The organism is Kribbella sp. HUAS MG21, from assembly GCF_040254265.1.
In the GTDB taxonomy this organism is placed as follows: domain Bacteria; phylum Actinomycetota; class Actinomycetes; order Propionibacteriales; family Kribbellaceae; genus Kribbella.
This window is the reverse complement of the sequence record NZ_CP158165.1, coordinates 4,831,663-4,852,065: the sequence shown is the minus strand read 5'-3', so window position 1 is coordinate 4,852,065 and position 20,403 is coordinate 4,831,663. Positions and strand designations below refer to the sequence as shown.

The 20,403-nt window shown below is 70.4% G+C and carries 20 protein-coding genes; 11 read left to right on the top strand and 9 right to left on the bottom strand.

The window, feature by feature from the left end; translation table 11 throughout:
- Positions 1 to 38 precede the first annotated feature (38 nt).
- Positions 39 to 746 carry an SDR family NAD(P)-dependent oxidoreductase gene (locus tag ABN611_RS23745; protein ID WP_350274428.1) on the top strand — a complete coding sequence of 236 codons (708 nt, stop codon included), beginning with the start codon at positions 39 to 41 and terminating at the stop codon, positions 744 to 746.
- On the opposite strand, the gene ABN611_RS23740 is transcribed toward ABN611_RS23745, so the two are convergent.
- Entirely contained in the window at positions 739 to 2,607 is a 1,869-nt protein-coding gene (locus ABN611_RS23740) for a hypothetical protein (protein ID WP_350274427.1), read from the bottom strand. The genes ABN611_RS23745 and ABN611_RS23740 overlap by 8 nt on opposite strands.
- Positions 2,608 to 2,691: 84 nt before the next feature.
- On the opposite strand from ABN611_RS23740, the gene ABN611_RS23735 reads away from it, so the two are divergent.
- Positions 2,692 to 3,180, top strand: a complete 489-nt coding sequence (locus ABN611_RS23735) for a pyridoxamine 5'-phosphate oxidase family protein (RefSeq protein WP_350274426.1) — start codon at positions 2,692 to 2,694, stop codon at positions 3,178 to 3,180.
- On the opposite strand, the gene ABN611_RS23730 is transcribed toward ABN611_RS23735, so the two are convergent.
- From ABN611_RS23730 to ABN611_RS23720, 3 genes are read right to left on the bottom strand one after another with little or no spacing between them, the layout of a single operon-like run.
- Positions 3,155 to 3,883, bottom strand: coding sequence for a rod shape-determining protein (locus tag ABN611_RS23730; protein ID WP_350274425.1), 729 nt, complete (start codon positions 3,881 to 3,883; stop codon positions 3,155 to 3,157). The two genes, ABN611_RS23735 and ABN611_RS23730, sit on opposite strands and share 26 nt — an antisense overlap.
- Positions 3,880 to 4,131 carry a TraR/DksA C4-type zinc finger protein gene (locus tag ABN611_RS23725; protein ID WP_350274424.1) on the bottom strand — a complete coding sequence of 84 codons (252 nt, stop codon included), beginning with the start codon at positions 4,129 to 4,131 and terminating at the stop codon, positions 3,880 to 3,882. Before ABN611_RS23725 ends, ABN611_RS23730 begins: the two co-directional genes overlap by 4 nt.
- Before the next feature lie 8 nt (positions 4,132 to 4,139).
- Positions 4,140 to 4,457, bottom strand: a complete 318-nt coding sequence (locus ABN611_RS23720; RefSeq protein WP_350274423.1) for a TraR/DksA C4-type zinc finger protein — start codon at positions 4,455 to 4,457, stop codon at positions 4,140 to 4,142.
- Positions 4,458 to 4,570: 113 nt separating this feature from the next.
- Here ABN611_RS23720 and ABN611_RS23715 point away from each other — a divergent pair, with 113 nt between their 5' ends.
- The 5 genes from ABN611_RS23715 (at position 4,571) to ABN611_RS23695 (ending at position 9,331) form a co-directional block, all read left to right on the top strand.
- Entirely contained in the window at positions 4,571 to 5,527 is a 957-nt protein-coding gene (locus tag ABN611_RS23715) for a sensor histidine kinase (protein ID WP_350274422.1), read from the top strand.
- Positions 5,527 to 6,174: a response regulator transcription factor gene (locus tag ABN611_RS23710; protein WP_350274421.1), complete on the top strand. Its 648-nt coding sequence runs from the start codon at positions 5,527 to 5,529 to the stop codon at positions 6,172 to 6,174. Before ABN611_RS23715 ends, ABN611_RS23710 begins: the two co-directional genes overlap by 1 nt.
- Positions 6,175 to 6,238: 64 nt before the next feature.
- Positions 6,239 to 6,868 carry a GntR family transcriptional regulator gene (locus ABN611_RS23705; RefSeq protein ID WP_350274420.1) on the top strand — a complete coding sequence of 210 codons (630 nt, stop codon included), beginning with the start codon at positions 6,239 to 6,241 and terminating at the stop codon, positions 6,866 to 6,868.
- 31 nt (positions 6,869 to 6,899) lie between these two features.
- Positions 6,900 to 8,093 (top strand): amidohydrolase, encoded by a 1,194-nt coding sequence (locus tag ABN611_RS23700; RefSeq protein WP_350274419.1) that lies wholly within the window; start codon positions 6,900 to 6,902, stop codon positions 8,091 to 8,093.
- Complete coding sequence (locus ABN611_RS23695; protein WP_350274418.1) at positions 8,090 to 9,331, top strand: MFS transporter; 1,242 nt, start codon at positions 8,090 to 8,092, stop codon at positions 9,329 to 9,331. The genes ABN611_RS23700 and ABN611_RS23695 overlap by 4 nt, the downstream gene beginning before the upstream one ends.
- A 1-nt stretch (position 9,332) precedes the next feature.
- On the opposite strand, the gene ABN611_RS23690 is transcribed toward ABN611_RS23695, so the two are convergent.
- The 3 genes from ABN611_RS23690 to ABN611_RS23680 all read right to left on the bottom strand — a co-directional run bounded on the left by ABN611_RS23690 (position 9,333) and on the right by ABN611_RS23680 (position 12,594).
- Entirely contained in the window at positions 9,333 to 10,163 is an 831-nt protein-coding gene (locus tag ABN611_RS23690; RefSeq protein WP_350274417.1) for an aldo/keto reductase, read from the bottom strand.
- A 19-nt stretch (positions 10,164 to 10,182) separates the two neighbouring features.
- Positions 10,183 to 12,162, bottom strand: a complete 1,980-nt coding sequence (locus ABN611_RS23685; protein WP_350274416.1) for a methylmalonyl-CoA mutase family protein — start codon at positions 12,160 to 12,162, stop codon at positions 10,183 to 10,185.
- A gap of 75 nt (positions 12,163 to 12,237) precedes the next feature.
- Positions 12,238 to 12,594 (bottom strand): STAS domain-containing protein, encoded by a 357-nt coding sequence (locus tag ABN611_RS23680; protein ID WP_350274415.1) that lies wholly within the window; start codon positions 12,592 to 12,594, stop codon positions 12,238 to 12,240.
- 165 nt (positions 12,595 to 12,759) lie between these two features.
- On the opposite strand from ABN611_RS23680, the gene ABN611_RS23675 reads away from it, so the two are divergent.
- Positions 12,760 to 13,092, top strand: a complete 333-nt coding sequence (locus ABN611_RS23675; protein ID WP_350274414.1) for a hypothetical protein — start codon at positions 12,760 to 12,762, stop codon at positions 13,090 to 13,092.
- A 40-nt stretch (positions 13,093 to 13,132) separates the two neighbouring features.
- Positions 13,133 to 14,785, top strand: coding sequence for a signal peptide peptidase SppA (sppA, locus tag ABN611_RS23670; RefSeq protein WP_350274413.1), 1,653 nt, complete (start codon positions 13,133 to 13,135; stop codon positions 14,783 to 14,785).
- Here sppA and ABN611_RS23665 read toward each other — a convergent pair.
- Positions 14,782 to 15,363: a cob(I)yrinic acid a,c-diamide adenosyltransferase gene (locus ABN611_RS23665; protein WP_350274412.1), complete on the bottom strand. Its 582-nt coding sequence runs from the start codon at positions 15,361 to 15,363 to the stop codon at positions 14,782 to 14,784. The genes sppA and ABN611_RS23665 overlap by 4 nt on opposite strands.
- A 49-nt stretch (positions 15,364 to 15,412) precedes the next feature.
- Between ABN611_RS23665 and murA the strand changes: the two genes are divergently transcribed.
- Both murA and fabV read left to right on the top strand, forming a co-directional pair.
- Positions 15,413 to 16,699, top strand: a complete 1,287-nt coding sequence (gene murA, locus ABN611_RS23660; protein WP_350274411.1) for a UDP-N-acetylglucosamine 1-carboxyvinyltransferase — start codon at positions 15,413 to 15,415, stop codon at positions 16,697 to 16,699.
- 13 nt (positions 16,700 to 16,712) lie between these two features.
- Positions 16,713 to 17,897, top strand: a complete 1,185-nt coding sequence (gene fabV / locus ABN611_RS23655; protein ID WP_350274410.1) for an enoyl-[acyl-carrier-protein] reductase FabV — start codon at positions 16,713 to 16,715, stop codon at positions 17,895 to 17,897.
- On the opposite strand, the gene ABN611_RS23650 is transcribed toward fabV, so the two are convergent.
- Positions 17,884 to 20,385 (bottom strand): DUF3516 domain-containing protein, encoded by a 2,502-nt coding sequence (locus ABN611_RS23650; protein ID WP_350274409.1) that lies wholly within the window; start codon positions 20,383 to 20,385, stop codon positions 17,884 to 17,886. The two genes, fabV and ABN611_RS23650, sit on opposite strands and share 14 nt — an antisense overlap.
- Positions 20,386 to 20,403: the final 18 nt, after the last annotated feature.

Sequence of the window (20,403 nt, the reverse complement as noted above, 5' to 3'; positions counted from 1 at the left end):
CTGTGCAAGCACCGCGAGAGCCGAACGGAGAACACCCCATGTCTTTCGAAGACCGCAGCGTCCTGATCACCGGAGCGAACCGAGGGATCGGACGAGCGCTCGTCGAGGAAGCCCTGCGCCGCGGCGTCCGGCGCGTGTACGCCGGTACGCGCGTCCGGCTCACGCACGCCGACGAACGCGTGACGTACGTCGACCTCGACGTGACCGATCAGGCGCAGATCGAGGCAGCGGCGAAGACCGTCGACGCCCTCGACCTGCTGATCAACAACGCGGGTCTGGCGGCATACGACGACCTCGGGGACCGCGCGCTGCTCGAACAGCATCTGGCAGTCAACCTGTTCGGGCCGCACGCCGTCGCCACCGCGTTCCTGCCCCAGCTCCTCGAGGCTCGGGGAGCGATCGTCAACGTGCTGTCCGTGGCGGCGATCGCCTCGCTCCCGATCATTCCGGCGTACTCGATCTCCAAGGCGGCCGCGTTCTCGCTCACCCAGTCGCAGCGCGCGCTGCTCGCCCCGCGGGGTGTCCGGGTGCACGCCGTCCTGACGGGTCCGACGGACACCGACATGTCGCGCGATCTCGAGGTGCCGAAGGCGGCACCGGAGTCGGTCGCGCGGGCGATCTTCGACGGCGTCGCGGAGGGTGCGGAGGAGATCTTCCCGGATCCGATGTCCGCGGCGCTGGCACCGGGCTGGGCAGCCGGTTCGGTCAAGGAGCTCGAACGGCAGAACGCCGCGTTGCTCAGCTGAGTCTCCGCAGCGCGTAGACGAGCGCCCAGTCCTGGTCGTTCGCGAGCGGATCGGCGATGTGTGCGGGCTGACCGTTGACGCAGCTCGGGTAGACGAACGCGCACGTCGCCGATCCGTCGGACGCGAAACTGACCAGGTTCGCGCGCAGGATCGCGTCCTCCGCGCGGTCCAGCCACGCCGCCTGCTCGGCGGTCACCAGGTCACGCGGCCAGGCGGCGTACACGACGGCGCTCAACGCGGACCAGTAGTGCGGGAACACGTCACCCCACAACCGCAGCCGGCCGAACCAGTACCCGTCCCAGTGCCGGATCGGCACGTGCCGCAGCCGTACGTCGGGCTGGTCGGCGGCGAAGGCCGTCAGCCACGGCAGCCGCCGGGTCAGCTCGGCGCCGTCGATCTCGCCGGGCGCCACCCGGTACGCGGCGGCGAGGAGCTCGAGCAGCGGCGCGACCATCGACTGCTCGTAGTTGACCTCGTGCGGCGGCAGTTCGTCGCCGTACGAGATGAAGGTCTTCGCGTGCCGGAGCAGGTGGTCGTGGAGGCCGAGCTCGCTCAGCAACGGGCCGAGGTCGAAGGCGAGGAAGTGGTCGCCGCCGAGTTCGTAGTACCGGTCGAGGATGCGCGTCGCGCCGGCGCGGTCGCCCTGGCCGAGCAGGAAGCGGGCGAACCACGGGAAGTTGTACAGCCGGACGGCGTTCTGGTGGATGCTGTCGTCCTGGATCGTGCCCTGGTCGTCGAGCAAGTGGTCGCGGACGAACTGCTCGTACCCCGCCAGCGCCTCGTCCAGCTCCGCGCGATCGCCCCAGCCGCGGTCGCGGACCTCCTGCAGGAGCAGCGCCATGCCTACGCGTTCCCGGGCGTCGGACCAGTCCCGCCACGCGCTCGACAGCACCGTCAGCCCACTGTCGTTGTCGAACGGCACGAACGCGTACCGGCGGCTGTCCTGCAGCTCCGGCCGCCGCTGGTGGTCGAGGACGAACCGGGCGCGGCGCTCGGCGATCACACGGAGCGGCTCGTGGAAGAGTACGGCGATGCGGGACCTGCCGCCGGGCGCTTCGACGTACTGCAGACCGGGCTCGCTGCTGGTGATCTCGCGACCGTCACGCAGCCGGATCGGCTCGTTCACCTCGGCCGTCAACCGGTCGGCGTCGATCAGCGGGTCCCGGTCGGCGTGGAAGGCGGGCAGGTCGTCGTACCAGGCCAGCTGCCAGGTCCAGCGGTACGACGCTTCGGGCGCGAGCGTGATCGCCGGCTGGCCGCCCATCGCGTGCGGCGCGCGGGCGTGGTCGGTGACATGGAGGTAGATGTGGCCGCGGATGTTGCTGCTCGTGCCGGGCTCGCGCGACTCGACCGAGTACGCCCACAGCTCGCCCTCCTCGAGCTGAAGGCCGAGGCCCGGTCCGCTGCCGTCCATCGGCACCGCCCACACCCAGGCGTCCGCGCCGCCGGTCCAGACGTGCGCGTGCACCGCGCCGGTCAGACTCTCCCGGCTGGAGGTGTAGACATCGCGGTACGGCGTACTGACCGCGACCGAGCCGAGCTCGACAGGGGCGGAGCCGGTGTTGCGCAGCTCGTACGTCTCCGTCCAGCGCTCGCCGAAGCGTCGTCCGACGCGCAGCTCCAGCTCGCCGAACTGGTACAGCAGGTCGATGCCGCTGCTCCGCCACCGGGTGTACGCCGGGGTGTCGAAGCGGAACGCGCCGCGGTCGGTGATCACGAAGCCCTTGCCCCACGCGTGCAGGCTGTCGTGCACGACACCCTCGTCGAGCAGGACCCGCCGGCCGTCGGGGTGCAGCACCTGGGCGACCGCGCCGTCGTCGGCGACCTGGACCGTGCCGGAGCCGAATGCAAAACTTTCCACGATTCGCCAACCTACCGATGTCGAGAACCGCGCGCCGGGTCCGTCCCCCTGATGAGAAACCACCTCACACGGATGGGAACTGACATGAACCAGCAGCAGATCGCCGAGATCCTCGCCAAGCCGTACGCCCAGCAGCTCCTCTACGGCCACGACCCCGCCCGGTTCGCCTACATCGGCCTCGACGGAGACCCGCGGGCCGTCCCGATCGGGTTCTGGGTCGAGGACGGCAAGATCGCGATCGCCACCGTCCCGAAGTCCGCGAAGGTCGCCGCGCTCCGCAAGAACCCGAAGGTCGCGCTCACGATCGACACCGGAGCCTTCCCACCCAAGGCGCTGCTGCTCCGCGGCACCGCCGAGCTCACCACGGTCCCGGGCGTCCCCGAGGGCTACCTGCAGGCCGGCCGCAAGGTGACGACCGACGAGCAGTACCCGGAGTGGGTCGCCGGTGTGAAGGCGCTGTACGACGAGATGGTCGTCATCACGGTCACGCTCACGTGGGCCAAGCTGCTCGACTTCGAGACCACGATCCCGAAGGCCGTCGAGGACCTCATGAAGGAAAAGGCCGCCGGCTGACGCCAGGGTGCCGTCGGGTGGCCTGCAGTACGCTCGCGGCTCCGCGGACGGACACCGTGTGCGGAGCCGGAGCCGGGCACACCGCGGCACCGAGGCGGCTGCCGAGCTTGTAGATGAGCTCCGGCCGGAGCCCGCCGCCACCGGTCAGCAGGACGCCGCGATCCAGCGCGTCGGCCGTCTGCGGGCCGTGGTCGCCGCGCAACAGCTCCAGCACCGCGTCGCCGATGACCTCGACGAGCACTGCGGCAAGTACGCGGTCGTGCAGGCCCATCGGGGTACGGCGTGCCTCGACGACGCAGCCCTCCGCCAGCAGCGCCACCTCGGTCAGCTCGGCGCCGACGTCGACGACCAGCAGCGGCTGGCTCAGCTCCATCCCTACGCCGAGCGCGGCGGCCTTCACACCCTCGATCATCACCACGGTCGCTGCTCCCGCCAGCAGCGTCCTGATGTCCTCCCGATGGTCATCACCGCAGAGCACCGGCGTCGTCGCGACCACCGTCAGCTGCGCGCGGCTGACCTTCAACTCCGCAACCATTTCACCCACGAGCCGGGACGCCGTCTCCGCATCCACGACCCGGCCCCGTGCCACGACCGGCCGCCCGCTGACCGCCGGAACGGTGACCGTCCGCCGCTGCCCGAGACAGAACCTGGCACCGGAGCTGCCGAGATCAAGCGCGATCCCGGCCGCCGGCCGGGGGATCATCGGGTTTCCTGCAGCCGGTGGCACTCCGCGCAGTACAGGGCCTGCGGGCAGATCCGGAGCCGCGCGAGGTCGATCGGCCCGCGACACGACCGGCACTGGCCGTAATGCCCGGTGCTCATCCGGTCCAACGCAGCCTCCCTGCGGAGGGCGGCTAGTTGTTCGCGGCGGAAGGCGCGTTGGTCGAGGAGTTTGGCTCGGAGGGCTGCTAGTTCGGCTGGGTGGATGCCTGCGTTGGTGGGGGTGTTCATGGACGGCTTCAGAGTGCCTGCTGCTGGCAGCGGACGCAGTAGCGGACGTACGGGAGGATTTCCAGGCGGCCTACGGGGATGTTGGTGTCGCAGCCGCGGCAGACGCCGTACGTGCCGTCCTCGACGCGTTCCACCGCCGCGTCGATCTCCTTCAGGACCACCCGGATCGCGGTGGTCTGCGCCGTTACCAGCTCCTCGTTGGCGTTCGGCTTGTCGGCCTCCATCGCGGTGAGTTGCGCCAGCCGGGTGTTCCGCTCGTGCTGCAGCCGCTGCAGGATCTCGTGGACCCGGTGCCCACCAGGCTGCACAGCGTTCTGGGTGTTCATGCCAACACCATGACCGCCCGCACCGGGCTTGCCTATCGGGACCAGCACCCATCTTGCCCAGTACGAATCCGCCAGGACTGCCATAGTGACGGGAAACGGGAAGGAGCGAAGCGGTGTCGCTGTTCTGGCGGATCTTCGCGCTCAACGCGGTCGTGCTGGGCGCGGCGACAGCCCTGCTGCTGTGGGCCCCGGTGACGGTCTCGGTGCCCGTGCTGCTCACCGAGGCGATCGTCCTGGTCGGCGGTCTCGCGGTGATGCTCGTCGCCAACGCGGCCCTGCTGCGCGTCGGCCTCGCCCCGCTGAACCGCCTCAACCGCCGGATGTCCACAGTCGACGTACTGCGTCCCGGTCAGCGCCTCCCGGTCCGCGGCCACGGCGGCGTACCGGACCTGCTCCGCGCGTTCAACGACATGCTCGACCGCCTGGAGCGGGAACGCGCCACCAGCGCGGCCCGTGCGCTTTCGGCGCAGGAGTCCGAGCGCCGCCGGATCGCCCGCGAACTGCACGACGAGGTCGGCCAGACGCTGACCGCGGTACTGATGGACCTCAAACGCGCCGCCGACCGCGCACCCGATCCGGCTCTGCGCAACGAGCTGATCCAGGCCCAGGAGACGACCCGGGCAAGCCTCGACGAGGTACGACGCCTCGCGCACCGCCTGCGCCCCGGCGTCCTGGAGGACCTCGGACTCACCAGCGCGCTGACGGCGCTCGCGACCGAGGTGTCCGACCACACCGGCATCGAGATCAGGCGCCGGTTCGACAGTGACCTGACGCTGGACGAACAGACCGAACTCGTCCTCTACCGGGTCGCCCAGGAGAGCCTCACGAACGTCGCCCGGCACGCCGGAGCCACGCGCATCGACCTCTCGCTGGTCCGCGAGCACGACGCCGCCGTACTGCGGATCGCGGACAACGGCCGGGGCGCCGGACCGGCACACGAGGGCGCCGGGATCCGTGGCATGCGCGAGCGCGCGCTGCTGATCGGCGCGACCCTCGAACTGCTCGACAACCCGCCCGGCGGCACACAGGTCAGCCTCAGAGTGCCCATCGGACGTGTGGTGGAAGCCTGATGACGACAAAGATCCTGCTGGCCGACGACCACGCGCTGGTACGCCGCGGCGTACGGCTGATCCTGGACGGCGAACCGGACCTCGAGGTGGTCGCGGAGGCCGCCGACGGCAGCGAGGCGGTCGCGATCTGCCGGCGCGGCGACATCGATCTGGCGATCCTCGACATCGCGATGCCCCGGATGACCGGCCTGCAGGCCGCGCGCGAACTGTCCGCGCTGGCACCGGACGTCCGGGTGCTGATGCTGACGATGTACGACAACGAGCAGTACTTCTTCCAGGCGCTGAAGGCCGGCGCCTCCGGCTACGTGCTGAAGTCCGTGCTCGACCGCGACCTGGTCGAGGCGTGCCGGGCGACGATGCGCGGCGAGCCGTTCCTGTACCCGGGCGCGATGACCCGGCTGGTGCGCAGCTACCTGGACCGGATCCGGCAGGGCGCGGACCTGCCGCAGCAGATCCTCACCGCCCGCGAGGAGGAGGTCCTGAAGCTGGTTGCCGAGGGCAACTCCTCGAAGGAGATCGCGGAGCTGCTCACGATCAGCGTCAAGACCGTCGAACGGCACCGCTCGAACATCCTCCAGAAGCTCGGCCTCCGGGACCGCCTCGACCTCACCCGGTACGCGATCCGGGCCGGCCTGCTGGAGCCGTGATTCGCGCGGGGACCCGGCGGTGCGCCATGCTGGAGAATGGCATACCAGACCCTGGGGAGGCCGAATGACCGAGCGCCGGGAATCCGAGACCGAGCGGGTGACGCGGCAGCTGCGGGACGAGATCCTCGACGGCGTCCGGCAGCCCGGTGAGCGGCTGGTCGAGCGTGAACTGGCGGCCGCGCTGGAGGTCAGCCGCGTCCCGGTGCGGGAGGCGCTCAAGGCGCTGGTCGGCGAAGGACTGGTGACGTTGCGGCCGCGGTCGTGGGCGGTGGTGCGGACGTTCACCGACTCCGACATCGCCGACCTGAGCGAGGTCCGCGCGGCCTTCGAACCGCTGACGTTCCGGCTCGCGGCGGAGCGACGTACCAGGGAAGGACTCGACCGCCTGCAAGGCGTCCTGGACGAGCAGCTGAGCGCGGCCCACGCCGGCAACGCCCTGGTCGCGCGGCGCAAGGCCGCCGACTTCCACGAGATCGTCACCGAGCTCGCGTCCAACGAGCTGCTGGTCGAGATCGAGCGGCCGCTGCGCAGCAGGATGCGCTGGCTGCTCACCCGGCACGACGACCTGATCGCCGTCGCCGAGCAGCACCGCGAGCTGTTCACCGCGATCGCCAACCGCGATGTCGCCGAGGCCGAACGGCTGGCCGGCGAGCACCTCGCACGGTCCCGGGAGCTGCAGCAAACCTCGGTCTGATCGGCGGCGAAAATGGTATACCATTCTGGTCATGACCTCCTTGCTGCTGGCTGACGTGCGCCCTTGGGGCGGCGACGCGGTCGACCTCACGATCGTCGACGGTGTCATCTCGGACCTCACTCCCGCCGGGGCCGGCGACGCAGGGGCGGCGGAGCAGCGGATCGACGGGCGCGGCCTGCTGGCGCTGCCCGGATTCGTCAACGCGCACGCGCACGTCGACAAGAGCTGGTGGGGACAGCCGTGGGTCTCGTACGGCGGCCGGCCGACGACGCAGGGCCGGATCGCCCACGAGCGCGCGGAGCGGGACAAGTACGGCATCCCGAGCGTCGACGGCGCGAAGGCCGTGCTGCGTGAGTTCCTCAGGCACGGTACGACGGCCACGCGCACGCATGTCGACGTCGACCTCGGCGTCGAGCTGCGCGGCATCGCGAACGTCCGGGACGCCGCGGCCGCGCTCGACGGCGCCGTCGACGTGGAGATCGTCGCGTTCCCGCAGGACGGCGTACTGCGGCGTCCCGGCGTCCTCGAGCTGCTCGACAAGGCCGCGGCCGAAGGCGCCACCAGCATCGGCGGTCTGGACCCGGCCTCCATCGACCGCGACCCGGTCGGCCAGCTGGACGCGCTGTTCGAGATCGCGGCCCGGCGCGACGTCGGGATCGACATCCACCTGCACGACCACGGCGACCTCGGCGCGTTCCAGTACGAGCTGATCGCCGAGCGCACCGTGCGGGCCGGGCTGCAGGGGAAGGTCAACGTGTCGCACGGGTTCGCGCTCGGCGAGCTGGCCCCTGCCCGACGGTCCGAACTGGTCGAGCAACTGGGCGAGGCCGGGATCTCCTGGACGACGGTCGCGCCGCCGACCTCGGCACCGCTGCCGTTCCGCGAGATGCGGGCGGCCGGGGTCGCGATCGGTCTCGGCACCGACGGCATCCGCGACCTGTGGTCGCCGTACGGCGACGGTGACCTGCTGCAGATCGCCCGCGGTTTCGCGCGGCTGCACGGCCTCCGCACCGACGAGGACCTGACGTACGCGGTCGAGCTCGCGACGACGTGCGCCGCCCCGTTCGTGCACCGCGAGAACCACTGCCTCGGCGTCGGCGCTCGCGCGGACATCGTGCTGCTCGACGCCGAGAACGCGCCGGACGTGCTGGTCCGCGCGCCGCGTCGCGAGGTCGTGATCGCCGGCGGTCAGGTCGTCGTCCGCGACGGCGAACTGCAGGTGTGAGTACCCGGACCCCACCGGCACTGGTCGGGCGGACCCTCGGCTCCCTGCGCGCGAACCGCCCGTTCCAGCTGCTCTGGTTCTCGAACCTGTTCTTCTTCGGCGGCGTCTGGACGCAGACGCTCGTCCTCGGCTGGCTCGCCTGGGAGACCACGCACTCCGACTTCAAGGTCGCGGTCTTCGGGGCGGTCCGGCTGGCGCCGCTGCTGCTCGGGCCGTTCGGCGGCGCGTTCGCGGACCGGCACAACCGCGTCCGCCTGCTGCTCATCGCCTGCACCTGGGCGCTGGCCGCCGCCGGTGTCGTCGCCACCCTCGCGAGCCTCGGGCAGGCGTCGTACGGCGTCCTGCTGGTCGGCGGCCTCGCGCTCGGACTCGCGCAGTCGCCGTCGCAGCCGGCCCGCGCCTCGCTGGTGCTCGATCTGGTCGGCCGGCAGAACCTCAGCAACGCCAACGCCCTCAACTCGATGGCGCTGAACATGACCCAGGTGATCGGCCCGGCCGCCGGCGGCCTGCTCATCAACGGCCTCGGCGCACCGGCCGCCCTCTGGATCTCGACGATCTGGTACGCCGTTTCGCTCGGCCTCCTGCTGCCGCTGCGTGGCCTGGGTCAGGTCGTGCACACGCACACCGGTTCGGCCCTCCACCTGGTGACGAGCGGCCTGCGGGCGATCGCGAGAAACCGGATGGCGTCCACGGTCCTGCTGATCACCCTGGCCGCGAACATCCTGATCTGGCCGATCGCGCAGTCGTTCATGCCGGTGTTCGCCGAGGAGTCGCTCGGCCTGGACGCCGCCGGACTCGGCTGGCTGCTGACCTGCGGCGGTGTTGGCGGTCTCCTCGGCTCGCTGGTCATCGCCTGGCTGGGCGACTTCCGCCACAAGGGCGCCCTGTTCGTGGTCGGCACCGCCGCGTGGGGTGCGGCCTGGGCGTTCTTCGGCCTGTCCCACGACAGGATCGTGTCGTTCGTGCTGATGACCGCGATCGGAGTACTGAGCGCCGCCTTCGGGGTCCTGCAGACGACGCTCCTCCTGATGACCACCGAGGCCCCACTCCACGGCCGGGCCCTGGGCATCCAGGAACTGGCCATCGGCGTCATGCCGCTCACGTCGCTCGTCCTCGGCGCCTTCGCCGAACACTTCGGCATCGGCCCCACGACGTTCGTGAGCTCGGCACTCCTGGTGCTGTCGATGGCCGTCCTGGCCCGCTGGACCCCGAGCCTGCTGAGGTACGGCGGCAGCTAGCTCAGTGCCACCACTTGCTGCCCTGGGCCATCGCGTCCGCGGTGCGGTGGGTGGTGTCGAGGGCGTCGAGGGTGGCGACGGCCTCGTCGTCGAGGGTGAAGTCGAAGACCGCGTAGTTCTCCTCGATGCGGTGCTTGTGCGTGGACTTCGGGATCACCGACAGGCCCTTCTGGAGCGCCCAGCGGATCAGCACCTGCGCGTTGGTCCGGCCCACAGCCTCCGCGATCCGGCCGACCGCCGGGTCGTCGAGGTACCGCCCGGTGCCGAGCGGGCTGTAGGCCTGGGCGACGACGTTCGCCTCCTCGCAGGCCTCGAGCAGACCCTGGCGGTACTCGAACGGGCTGAACTGGATCTGGTTCACCGCGGGCTGGATCTGCGCCACCTTGGACAGCTCCTGCTGCTCGGCGGCACTGAAGTTCGAGATGCCGATGCCCTTGGTCAGGCCGGCCTCGACCGCCGCCTCCATGCCCGGCCAGGCCCAGGTCGGCCCGCCCTGCGGCCAGTGGATCAGGTACAGGTCGAGGTAGTCGGTGCCGAGCCGCTCCAGGCTCTTCTCCGCCTCCACCCGCGCGTCCTTGCCACCCGGGTAGAACTTCGTGGTCAGGAAGATCTCCGCCCGCGGGATCCCGCTGTCGCGGATCGCCTTGCCGACGCTCTCCTCGTTCCCGTAGGCCTGCGCGGTGTCGATCAGCCGGTAGCCGGCCGCGAGCGCGTCGCCGACGGCCCGCTCACACTCCGCTCCGTCGTCCACCTGCCAGACACCCAGTCCGAAGACCGGGATCGCGGTTCCGTTGGACAGCGCCCGGGTGGCGCGCGGGTCATCGAGAGTCATGCTCTCCTTCTACCACGCGCTACAGCTTGTTCGCGTGCCGGATCACGTCGACCACGTCGGACATCATCCCGGTGAGGTCGTAGTCCTTCGGCGTGTAGACGGCGGCGACACCGGCGGCCAGCAGCGCCTTCGCGTCGGCGTCCGGGACGATGCCGCCGACCACCACCGGGACGTCCTCGAGACCGGCCTCGTGCAGACCGCGCACCACCTGCGGCACGAGTTCCATGTGCGAGCCGGACAGGATCGACAGGCCTACGCAGTGCACGTCCTCGGCCACCGCGGCGGCGACGATCTGCTCCGGGGTCAATCGGATGCCCTGGTAGATGACCTCGAACCCGACGTCGCGGGCACGTACGGCGACCTGCTCCGCGCCGTTCGAGTGACCGTCGAGCCCGGGCTTGCCGACCAGCAACCGCAGGCGGCCGCCCAACTCGGTGGAGGTCGCGGAGACCTTCTCACGGACCGCGGCGATCTCGGCCCCGCCCGCGGACACCCCGACGGATCCGGCGACACCGGTCGGCGCGCGGTACTCGCCGTACATCTCCCGCAGGACTCCGGCCCACTCCCCCGTCGTCACCCCGGCCCGCGCGCACTCCAGCGTCACCGGCATCAGGTTGTCGCTGCCCTTCGCCGCGGCCCGCAGCTTCGCCAGCGCGGCCTCGACCGCGTCGGCGTCGCGGGTAGCCCGCCATTCCTTCAGCGACGTCAGCGCCGCGGCTTCGGCCGCCGGGTCGACGGTCTGAATGGCGGTGTCGAGGTCGGCGGTCAGCGGCGAAGGCTCGGTGTTCTCGAACCGGTTCACCCCGACGACGACCTGCTCACCCGACTCGATGCGCTGCCGACGCTCGGCGTGCGACGCGACCAGCGCCTGCTTCAGATACCCGCTCTCGACCGCGGCGACCGCACCACCCATCGCCTGCACCCGATCGATCTCGGCGCGCGCCCCCTCGACGAGTTCGGCCACCTTCGCCTCGATCACGTGCGAGCCGTCGAAGATGTCGTCGTACTCGAGCAGGTCGGACTCGTACGCCAGCACCTGCTGCATCCGCAGCGACCACTGCTGGTCCCACGGCCGCGGCAGTCCGAGCGCCTCGTTCCACGCCGGCAGCTGTACGGCCCGCGCCCGCGCGTTCTTCGACAGCGTGACGCCGAGCATCTCGAGGACGATCCGCTGCACGTTGTTCTCGGGCTGCGCCTCGGTCAGCCCGAGCGAGTTCACCTGTACGCCGTACCGCAGTCGCCGCGCGCGCTGATCCGTGACGCCGTACCGCTGCTCGGTCAGCTCGTCCCAGAGCTGGACGAACGCGCGCATCTTGCAGGTCTCCTCGATGAACCGCACGCCGGCGTTCACGAAGAACGAGATCCGCTGCACCACGTCCGCGAACCGCTCCGGCGGCACCTGGCCGCCGTCGCGCACCCGGTCCAGGACCGCGATCGCCGTCGACAGCGCGAAGGCGAGCTCCTGCACCGGCGTCGCGCCGGCCTCCTGGAGGTGGTAGCTGCAGATGTTGATCGGGTTCCACTTCGGCATCGTGGAGACCGTGTAGGCGATCAGGTCGGTCGTCAGCCGCAGCGACGCGTCCGGCGGGAACGCGTACGTCCCGCGCGACAGGTACTCCTTGACGATGTCGTTCTGCGTCGTACCGGTGAGCTCGTCGGGCAGCGCGCCCTGCTCCTGCGCGGCGACCTGGTACAGCGCGAGCAGCCACATCGCGGTCGCGTTGATCGTCATCGACGTGTTCATCTGCGCGAGCGGGATCTGGTCGAACAGCGCGCGCACGTCACCCAGGTGCGCGACCGGTACGCCGACCTTGCCGACCTCGCCCTTCGCGAGCGGATGGTCCGCGTCGTACCCGGTCTGGGTGGGCAGGTCGAAGGCGACCGACAGCCCGGTCTGGCCCTTCGCGAGGTTCCGGCGGAACAGCGCGTTGGACTCCGCCGCGGACGAGTGGCCGGCGTAGGTCCGCATCACCCAGGGTCGATCCTTCTCGGTCGCCATGTACCCGAGAGTAGGACTGCGTGACCTTGTGAGTCTGCCTCTCGTGACTGGCGTCACCAGGGGCTTAGGTCACAGTCAGGCGCTGATCGGGAGGGGCGTTCGTTCCACGTTCAGCACGCGGTGGAGGCGAGTGACGGCGAGGATGCGGACGACCGACGGCATCGGGTGCCAGAGCACGAGTTGCCGGCCCAGCAGCTGGGTCCTGCGATGCGTCGCGACCAGCAGGCCGAGGCCGGTCGCGTCGACCGCGTCGACCTCCTCCAGGTCGACGATCACGTCGCCGTCCGAACTGTCGATCAGGTCGTTGAGAGTTTGACGGACGTCGCCCACCGAGCGCACGTCCAGGATGCCGGTCAGGTGCACCACGTTGTCTTGGTGGAGAGTGTTGTCGTCGGTGTCGTCGTCAGGCCTGCTGTGGGTCGGTGCGAGCATGTCCGTGCCCTCCGCTCTTCCGGCGGCCCCCGAGGTGTCCATCGGCCGCGTGACAGCGTCTTTCATGGGTCTACATGGGTCTGTGAGAGTAAAGACTCCCCGGAGACCCGGAAGGTTGCCAAGACCTCACGAACTTTTGCTTCCCGAGACACGATTCGCGGGACAATGGTGGCTGTGTTCGCCGAACAGTACTTCCTGTTCCCGCTGGTCGTCCTCGGCCTGGCCGGGGTGATGGTGCTGCTCTGCCGCTGGGCCTTCTCGAAGGCCAAGGGCGGGTCGCTGGTCCGCCGGGTCGACCAGACGCCCGCCGACCGGGACGCGTTCGGCCTGCTCGTCGACATCCGCACCGTGCCGAACTACAACGAGGCCCGGGTCCTCGTCTCCCGCCTGAAGGACTTCGGCATCAAGGCCACCGCGGCCCGGACCACCGACGGCTGGACCGTCTACGTCTGGCCGCGCGACGAGCCCGCGGCCCGCGGTCTGCTCGACGCCCCCTGAGCTGCGACCGGGGACTTTGGCCGGGGTCTAGGGTCTGGGTATGGGGACTCTGCTTGAGCTCGATCTGACCCGCGGTGTGCTCGAGACACCGCCCGCCTCGCCGGTGGCGGCCTTCCGGTCCCGGCACCTGCCGACGCTGCGCGAGCTGGTCGGCGCGTTGCGGAAGGGCGCGCGCGACGACTCGGTGGTCGGTGTGGTCGCGCACCTGGGCGGTCACCGGCTGACGCTCGCCCAGGTGCAGGAGCTGCGCGAGGCGGTCGCCGACTTCCGGACGTCGGGCAAGCCGGCCGTCGCGTGGACCGAGTCGTTCGGCGAGATGGGCCAGGGGACGGTCCCCTACTACCTGGCGACCGCGTTCGACGAGATCTGGCTGCAGCCGTCCGGCGACCTGGCCGTCACCGGTGTGGCCGTGCAGGCGGTCTTCGTGCGCGGCGCGCTCGACAAGACGGGCGTGATCCCGCAGTTCGGCAAGCGGCGCGAGTACAAGACGGCGGCTGACACGTTCACCGAGCGCGAGATGACTCCGCCGGCCCGCGAGATGGCGTCCCGGCTCGCGGAATCGGCGTACGAGCAGATCGTCGAGGGCATCGCGATCCGGCGGCGGCTCGACACCGCGCGGGTGCGCGAGCTCGTCGACAGCGCGCCGCTGCCCGCGCAGGCGGGGCTGGACGCCGGCCTGGTCGACCGGCTCGGCTACCGGTCGGACGTGTACGACGAGCTCGAGAAGCAGCTGCAGTACGACGACCGGCTGCTGGCGGAGCGTTACATCAGGCGTGGTCCGCGGACGCTGGACGAGGTCCGCAAGGCGCTCCCCTGGCCGCAGAAACCGCTGGTGGCGGTCGTGCGGGTGACCGGCGGTATCTCGGTCGGCCGCAACTCCAACAGCCCGCTCGGCGGACCTGGTTCCGGCTCCGACACCGTCGGCGCCGCCCTGCGCGCGGTGGCCGCCAACGAGCGGGTGAAGGCCGTCGTACTGCGCGTCGACAGCCCCGGAGGCTCGTACGTCGCGTCCGACGCGATCCGCAACGAAGTACTGCGGTTGCGGTCGACCGGACGGCCCGTGATCGCGTCGATGGGCAGCGTCGCCGCGTCCGGCGGGTACTTCGTCGCGATGCCGGCCGACGTGATCGTCGCGCAGCCCGGCACCATCACCGGGTCGATCGGCGTCCTGACCGGCAAGGGCGTCGTACGGGACGCCCTCGGCCGGATCGGGATCTCGCAGGAGGCCGTCTCCGAGGGCGCGAACGCGCAGATGTTCTCGGCGCAGGAGGAGTTCACCGACGAGCAGTGGGCGCGGCTCGAGGAGACGCTCGACCGTATCTACACGGACTTCGTCGCCAAGGCGGCGCAGGACCGCGGGCTGCCCGAGGAGCGACTGGAGTCGCTGGCGCGCGGACGGGTCTGGACCGGCGCCGACGCGCACGACCACAAGCTGGTCGACGAGCTCGGCGGGTTCCAGCACGCGCTCACGCTCGCCTGCAACCGGGCCGGTCTGGACCGTGACGAGATCGCCGTGACCTCGGTGCCGCACCGCAACCTGCTCAGTCAGCTGAAGGCTCCTACCACCACCGACGACCTGGCGGTCAGCGCGGCGCCGTTGACGCTCGACGGCCTGACCACCGGCATCTACAGCGCGCTCGGGCTGCCCCCGGCCGGCGTACTGCGGATGCCGCTGAGCTGGGAGATCAGCTAGGAGCGCTCGCCTCCCGGCACCCAGAGGACGTCGCCGCCGGAGGACAGGTTGGCGACGCGGCCGAGGATGAACAGCAGGTCGGACAGCCGGTTCAGGTACGTGATCGCGAGCAGGTTGACGGACGGGCCGTGCGCCTCGACGGCGGCCCAGCCGGCCCGCTCGGCGCGGCGGACCACGGCGCGGGCGACGTTCAGGTACGCGGCGCCCTCGGTGCCGCCGGGCAGGATGAACGACCGGAGCTTGGTCAGCCGGGCGTTGTACTCGTCGCACCAGCCCTCGAGCCGGTCGACGTACTCCTGGGTGATCCGCAAGGGCGGATACTCCGGATCAGGCGTGATCGGGTTGCACAGGTCCGCGCCGACGTCGAACAGGTCGTTCTGGATCCGGGTCAGCAGCACCGCGATCGCGCTGTTCAGGTGCCCGGCCGCGATCGCCACCCCGATCGCCGAGTTCGCCTCGTCGACCTCGCCGTACGCCGCCAGCCGCGGGTCGGTCTTCGAGGTCGTCGAGTTGTCGCCGAGGCGGGTCTCGCCGGCGTCACCGGTGCGGGTGTAGATCCGCGTCAAGTTCACAGCCATGCCAGGACTCTACGCAAAGCGCCGGACCGTCAAACGCTACAGTCGACCGGTGGAACGGTTTCGGATCGCGGGTGAGGCACGGCTGGACGGCACCGTCGAGGTGGCCGGAGCGAAGAACAGTGTGCTCAAGCTGATGGCGGCGGCGCTGCTGGCGGAGGGTACGACGACGCTGCGGCAGGTGCCGGGCATCCTGGACGTCACGTTCATGGCGCAGCTCCTGGACACGCTCGGCTGCTCGGTGAAGGTGGACGCGGAGGAGCGGCTCGCGACGATCGCCGTCCCGGCGACGATCGGGCACCAGTGCGACTACGACCTGGTCCGCAAGCTGCGCGCCTCGATCTCGGTGCTCGGCCCGCTGCTGGCCCGCTGCGGCCAGGCGGAGGTGGCGCTGCCGGGCGGCGACAACATCGGTTCCCGCGGGCTGAACATGCACGTCGCGGGCCTGGAGGCGATGGGCGCGAAGGTGCACATCGAGCACGGGTTCGTGATCGCCGAGGCCCCGCAGGGCCTGCACGGCGCCGAGATCTGGCTGGACTTCCCGAGTGTCGGCGCGACCGAGACGATCATGATGGCGGCGGTGCTCGCGAAGGGCACCACCGTGATCGAGAACGCGGCCCGCGAGCCGGAGATCCAGGACATCGCCGCGATGCTGGTCGAGATGGGCGCGCAGATCGACGGCGCGGGGTCGCCGCGGATCGAGATCACCGGCGTCCAGGGCCTGCTGAACCCGGTGGACCACGTGGTGATCCCGGACCGGATCGTGTCCGGGAGCTGGGCGTTCGCGGCCGCGATCACCAAGGGTGACGTCACGGTCGCGAACGGGCACGCCGAGCACCTGGAGCTGCCGCTCGACAAGCTGTCCAAGGCCGGCGCCGAGATCACCGTGCTGAACCCGGGGTTCCGGGTCCGGATGCAGGACCGGCCGAAGCCGGTGGACGTCGTGACGCTGCCGTACCCCGGGTTCGCCACCGACCTGCAGGCGTTCGTGATCGCGCTGAACGCGCTCAGCGACGGCGCGGCGATGGTGACCGAGAACCTCTTCGAGGGCCGGTTCACGTTCGCGCAGGAGCTGACCCGGCTGGGCGCGCAGATCCAGACCGACGGGCACCACGCCGTGGTCCGCGGCGTGCCGCGGCTGTCCGGGGCGCCGGTGGTCGCGTCCGACATCCGGGCCGGCGCCGCGCTGGTGCTGGCCGGGCTGGCGGCCGAGGGCGAGACGCTCGTGTCCGCCGCCCACCACGTGCACCGCGGCTACACCGACTTCGCCGGCAACCTCCGCCGCCTCGGCGCCGACGTCACCGTGGAACCTGACGACGCAGAGATGTACTGGAGCTAATAAGGTCGTCGGCATGACTGAGCGCGTGGTGAAGCCTGTCGGCCGTGGGTTCCTGTTCCTCGACTCGCACCCGGCGGGGTGTGCGCGGGTGGTGCGGGAGATGGCCGCGCAGGTCGCGAGTCGTACTGCGCAGCGTCGTACGGCGCTGGTGATCGGGTCGAGCTCCGGCTACGGGCTGGCGACGACGATCGCGGGGCTCGCGCGGTACGGGATCGACGGGATCGGCGTCTGCTTCGAGAAGGCGGCCACGGCTCGGCGTACCGCGACCGCCGGGTGGTACCGGACCGCGGAGACCGCCGCGCTGGCCGCCGAGCTCGGCCGGCAGTGGAGCTTCGTGAACGCGGACGCCTTCGCGGACACCACGAAGGACGAGGTGCTCGACCTGGTCGCCGAGCAGCTCGGCGGGATCGACCACCTGATCTACAGCGTCGCGGCGCCCCGGCGCACGGACCCGCGCACCGGCGAGACGTACCAGTCGGTGCTGAAGGCGATCGGCGCCGAGCACACCACGAAGAGCCTCGCGTTCGACGACGGCGCGCCGGTGCTGCAGGAGGTCGGCATCGAGGTCGCCACCGACGACGAGATCGCGCAGACCGTGAAGGTGATGGGCGGCGAGGACTGGACGCGCTGGATCGCCGCGCTGCAGGACCGCGACCTGCTCAAGCCCGGCTTCAACACCGTCGCGCTGACCTACATCGGGTCCGAGCTGACCGGCCCGCTGTACCGCCACGGTTCGATCGGCGCGGCCAAGGCGGACCTCGAGCAGACCGCCTTGAAGCTGGCCGCCGACGGCGTGACCGCGATGACCTCGGTGAACGGCGCCGCCGTCACGCAGGCGTCCTCCGCGATCCCCGGCATCGGCCTCTACGTCAGCCTCCTGCACAAGATCACCCCCTTGCAGACGCCGGTCGAGCAGTCGATCGCTCTGTGGGACCAGCTCACCGGCGAGACCCCTCTCGACCTCGACGACGAGGGCCGCATCCGCCTGGACCGCTGGGAACTGTCCGACGACGTCCAGTCCGCCGTACGCCGCCAGTGGGAGTCGGCCACCCAGTCCAACATCGCCGAGGTCGCCGACACCACCTGGTTCTTCAACGAGGTACGCCGCCTGTACGGCTTCGACGTACCGGGCGTCGACTACGACGCCGAAACCGAGGTCGACGTGGAGTGGCCTACTGCAACCACTAGAGGGGCTTGAAGGACACCAGTTCCAGGACCAGCTCGCCGGCTTCGTCGGAGGCGGTGAGGTCGACGGTGGCGGTGATGCGCCAGTCGTGGTTGCCTTCGGGGTCGTCGATGATCTGCTGGACCTCCCAGTAGCCGGGGTGCTCCTCGATCAGGAACAGGGCCGGGCCACGCGCCTCGGGACCCGTGCCGACGACCTCGTGCTCGGCGTAGTACGCCGTACCGGCCTCGGCCCAGCGGCCCGCGTCCCAGCCTGCCTCGCCGTCGAGTTGGCCCAGCTCGGCCCAGCGGTGCAGGGCCAGCAGTTCGACGCGGCGGAACATCGCGTTGCGGACCAGGACGCGGAAAGCCCTGGTGTTCAACGTGATCCGCCGCGGGCCGAGCGGTGTCGGCGCGACCTCCGCCTCGGCGGCCGGGTTCGTCAACTCCTCCCACTCGTCGAGCAGGCTGGAGTCGGTCTGCCGGACGACCTCGCCGAGCCACTCGATCAGGTCGGCCAGGTCCTCGTCCACCTTGTCCGGCGGCACGGTCTGCCGCAGCGCCTTGTACGCGTCGCTGAGGTACCGCAGTACGACGCCCTCCGACCGCGCGAGGCCGTAGTACCCGATGAACTCGCCGAACGTCATCGCCCGCTCGAACATGTCCCGGACGACGGCCTTCGGCGACAGCCCGGTGTCCGCGATCCACGGGTGCGTCTGCCGGTACATCTCGAACGTTGCTTCGAGCAACTCCGCGAGCGGTTTCGGCCAGCTGACGTCCTCGAGCAGCTCCATGCGTTCGTCGTACTCGATGCCCTGGGCCTTCATCGCGTTCACCGCCTCGCCCTTGGCGTGGTGCTCCTGCGCCCAGAGCACCGCGCGTGGGTCCTCCAGCGTGGCCTCGATGATCGAGACCACGTCGAGCGCGTACGACGGGTCGTTCGGGTCGAGCAGGTCCAGGGCGGCCAGCGCGAACGTGGACAGCGGCTGGTTGAGGCTGAAGTCCTTCTGCAGGTCGACGGTCAGCCGCAGCAGGCGGCCGTTCTCGTCGGGCTCGTCGAGGCGTTCGACGACACCGGCGGTGACGAGGGTGCGGTAGATCTGGATCGCCCGGCGGATCAGCCGGACCTGCGCGCGGGACTCCTCGTGGTTGTCGCGGAGCAGGTGCCGCATGCTCTCGAACGCGTTGCCGTCGCGGGCGATCACGTTCAGCAGCATCGCGTGGCTGACCCGCATCCGGGACTGCAGCGCCTCCGGCTCGGCCGCGACCAGCCGGTCGAAGGTGTCCTCGCCCCAGGTCACGAATCCTTCCGGCGGCTTCTTGCGCTGCACCTTGCGCTGCTTCTTCGGGTCGTCGCCCGCCTTCGCGAGCGCCTTCACGTTCTCGACCACGTGGTCCGGGGCCTGGACGACCACGGTGCCGGACGTGTCGTATCCGGCCCGCCCGGCGCGGCCCGCGATCTGGTGGAACTCGCGCGCCTTGAGGATCCGCTGCCGGCGTCCGTCGTACTTGCTCAACGCTGTCAGTACGACGGTCCGGATCGGGACGTTGATGCCGACGCCGAGGGTGTCGGTGCCGCAGATGACCTTGAGCAGACCTGCCTGCGCGAGCTGCTCGACCAGCCGCCGGTACTTCGGCAGCATGCCGGCGTGGTGGACGCCGATGCCGTGCTTCACGAGCCGCTGCAGCGTCCGGCCGAACCCCTTGCTGAACCGGAAGTGGCCGATCAGCTCGTTGATCTTCTCCTTCTCCTCCTTCGAGGAGACGTTGATGCTCATCAGCGCCTGCGCGCGTTCGAGCGCGGCCGCCTGAGTGAAGTGCACGACGTACACCGGGGCCTGGTGGGTGGTGAGCAGCTCCTCGAGCGTCTCGTGCAGGGCGGTGGTGACGTACTTGTAGATCAGCGGGACCGGGCGCTCGCCGGACGCCACGATCGCGGTCGGGCGGCCGGTCCTTCGCGACAGGTCGATCTTGAAGCGCTCGACGTCGCCGAGGGTCGCGGACATCAGCACGAACTGCGCCTTCGGCAGCTCCAGCAGCGGCACCTGCCACGCCCAGCCGCGGTCCGGCTCGGAGTAGAAGTGGAACTCGTCCATCACCACCTGGCCGACGTCGGCGTCCTTGCCTTCGCGGAGCGCGATGTTCGCGAGGACCTCCGCCGTACAGCAGATGATCGGCGCACCCGCGTTGACCGCCGCATCGCCGGTCAGCATGCCGACCTTGTCCGCGCCGAACACGTCACACAACGCGAAGAACTTCTCCGACACCAGGGCCTTGATCGGCGCGGTGTAGAAGGTCCGCTGCCCGTTCGCCATCGCCGCGAAGTGCGCCCCCGTCGCCACCAGGCTCTTCCCCGACCCGGTAGGCGTCGACAGGATCACGTTCGACCCCGTCATCACCTCGATCAACGCCTCTTCCTGCGCCGGATACAGCGAGATCCCCTGCCCCGTCACCCACCCCTGAAAGGCATCGAACAGATCATCGGGCTCGGTCGTCCCCGGCAACTTCTCGGTCAGCGTCATCACTACCCATTGTCCCTG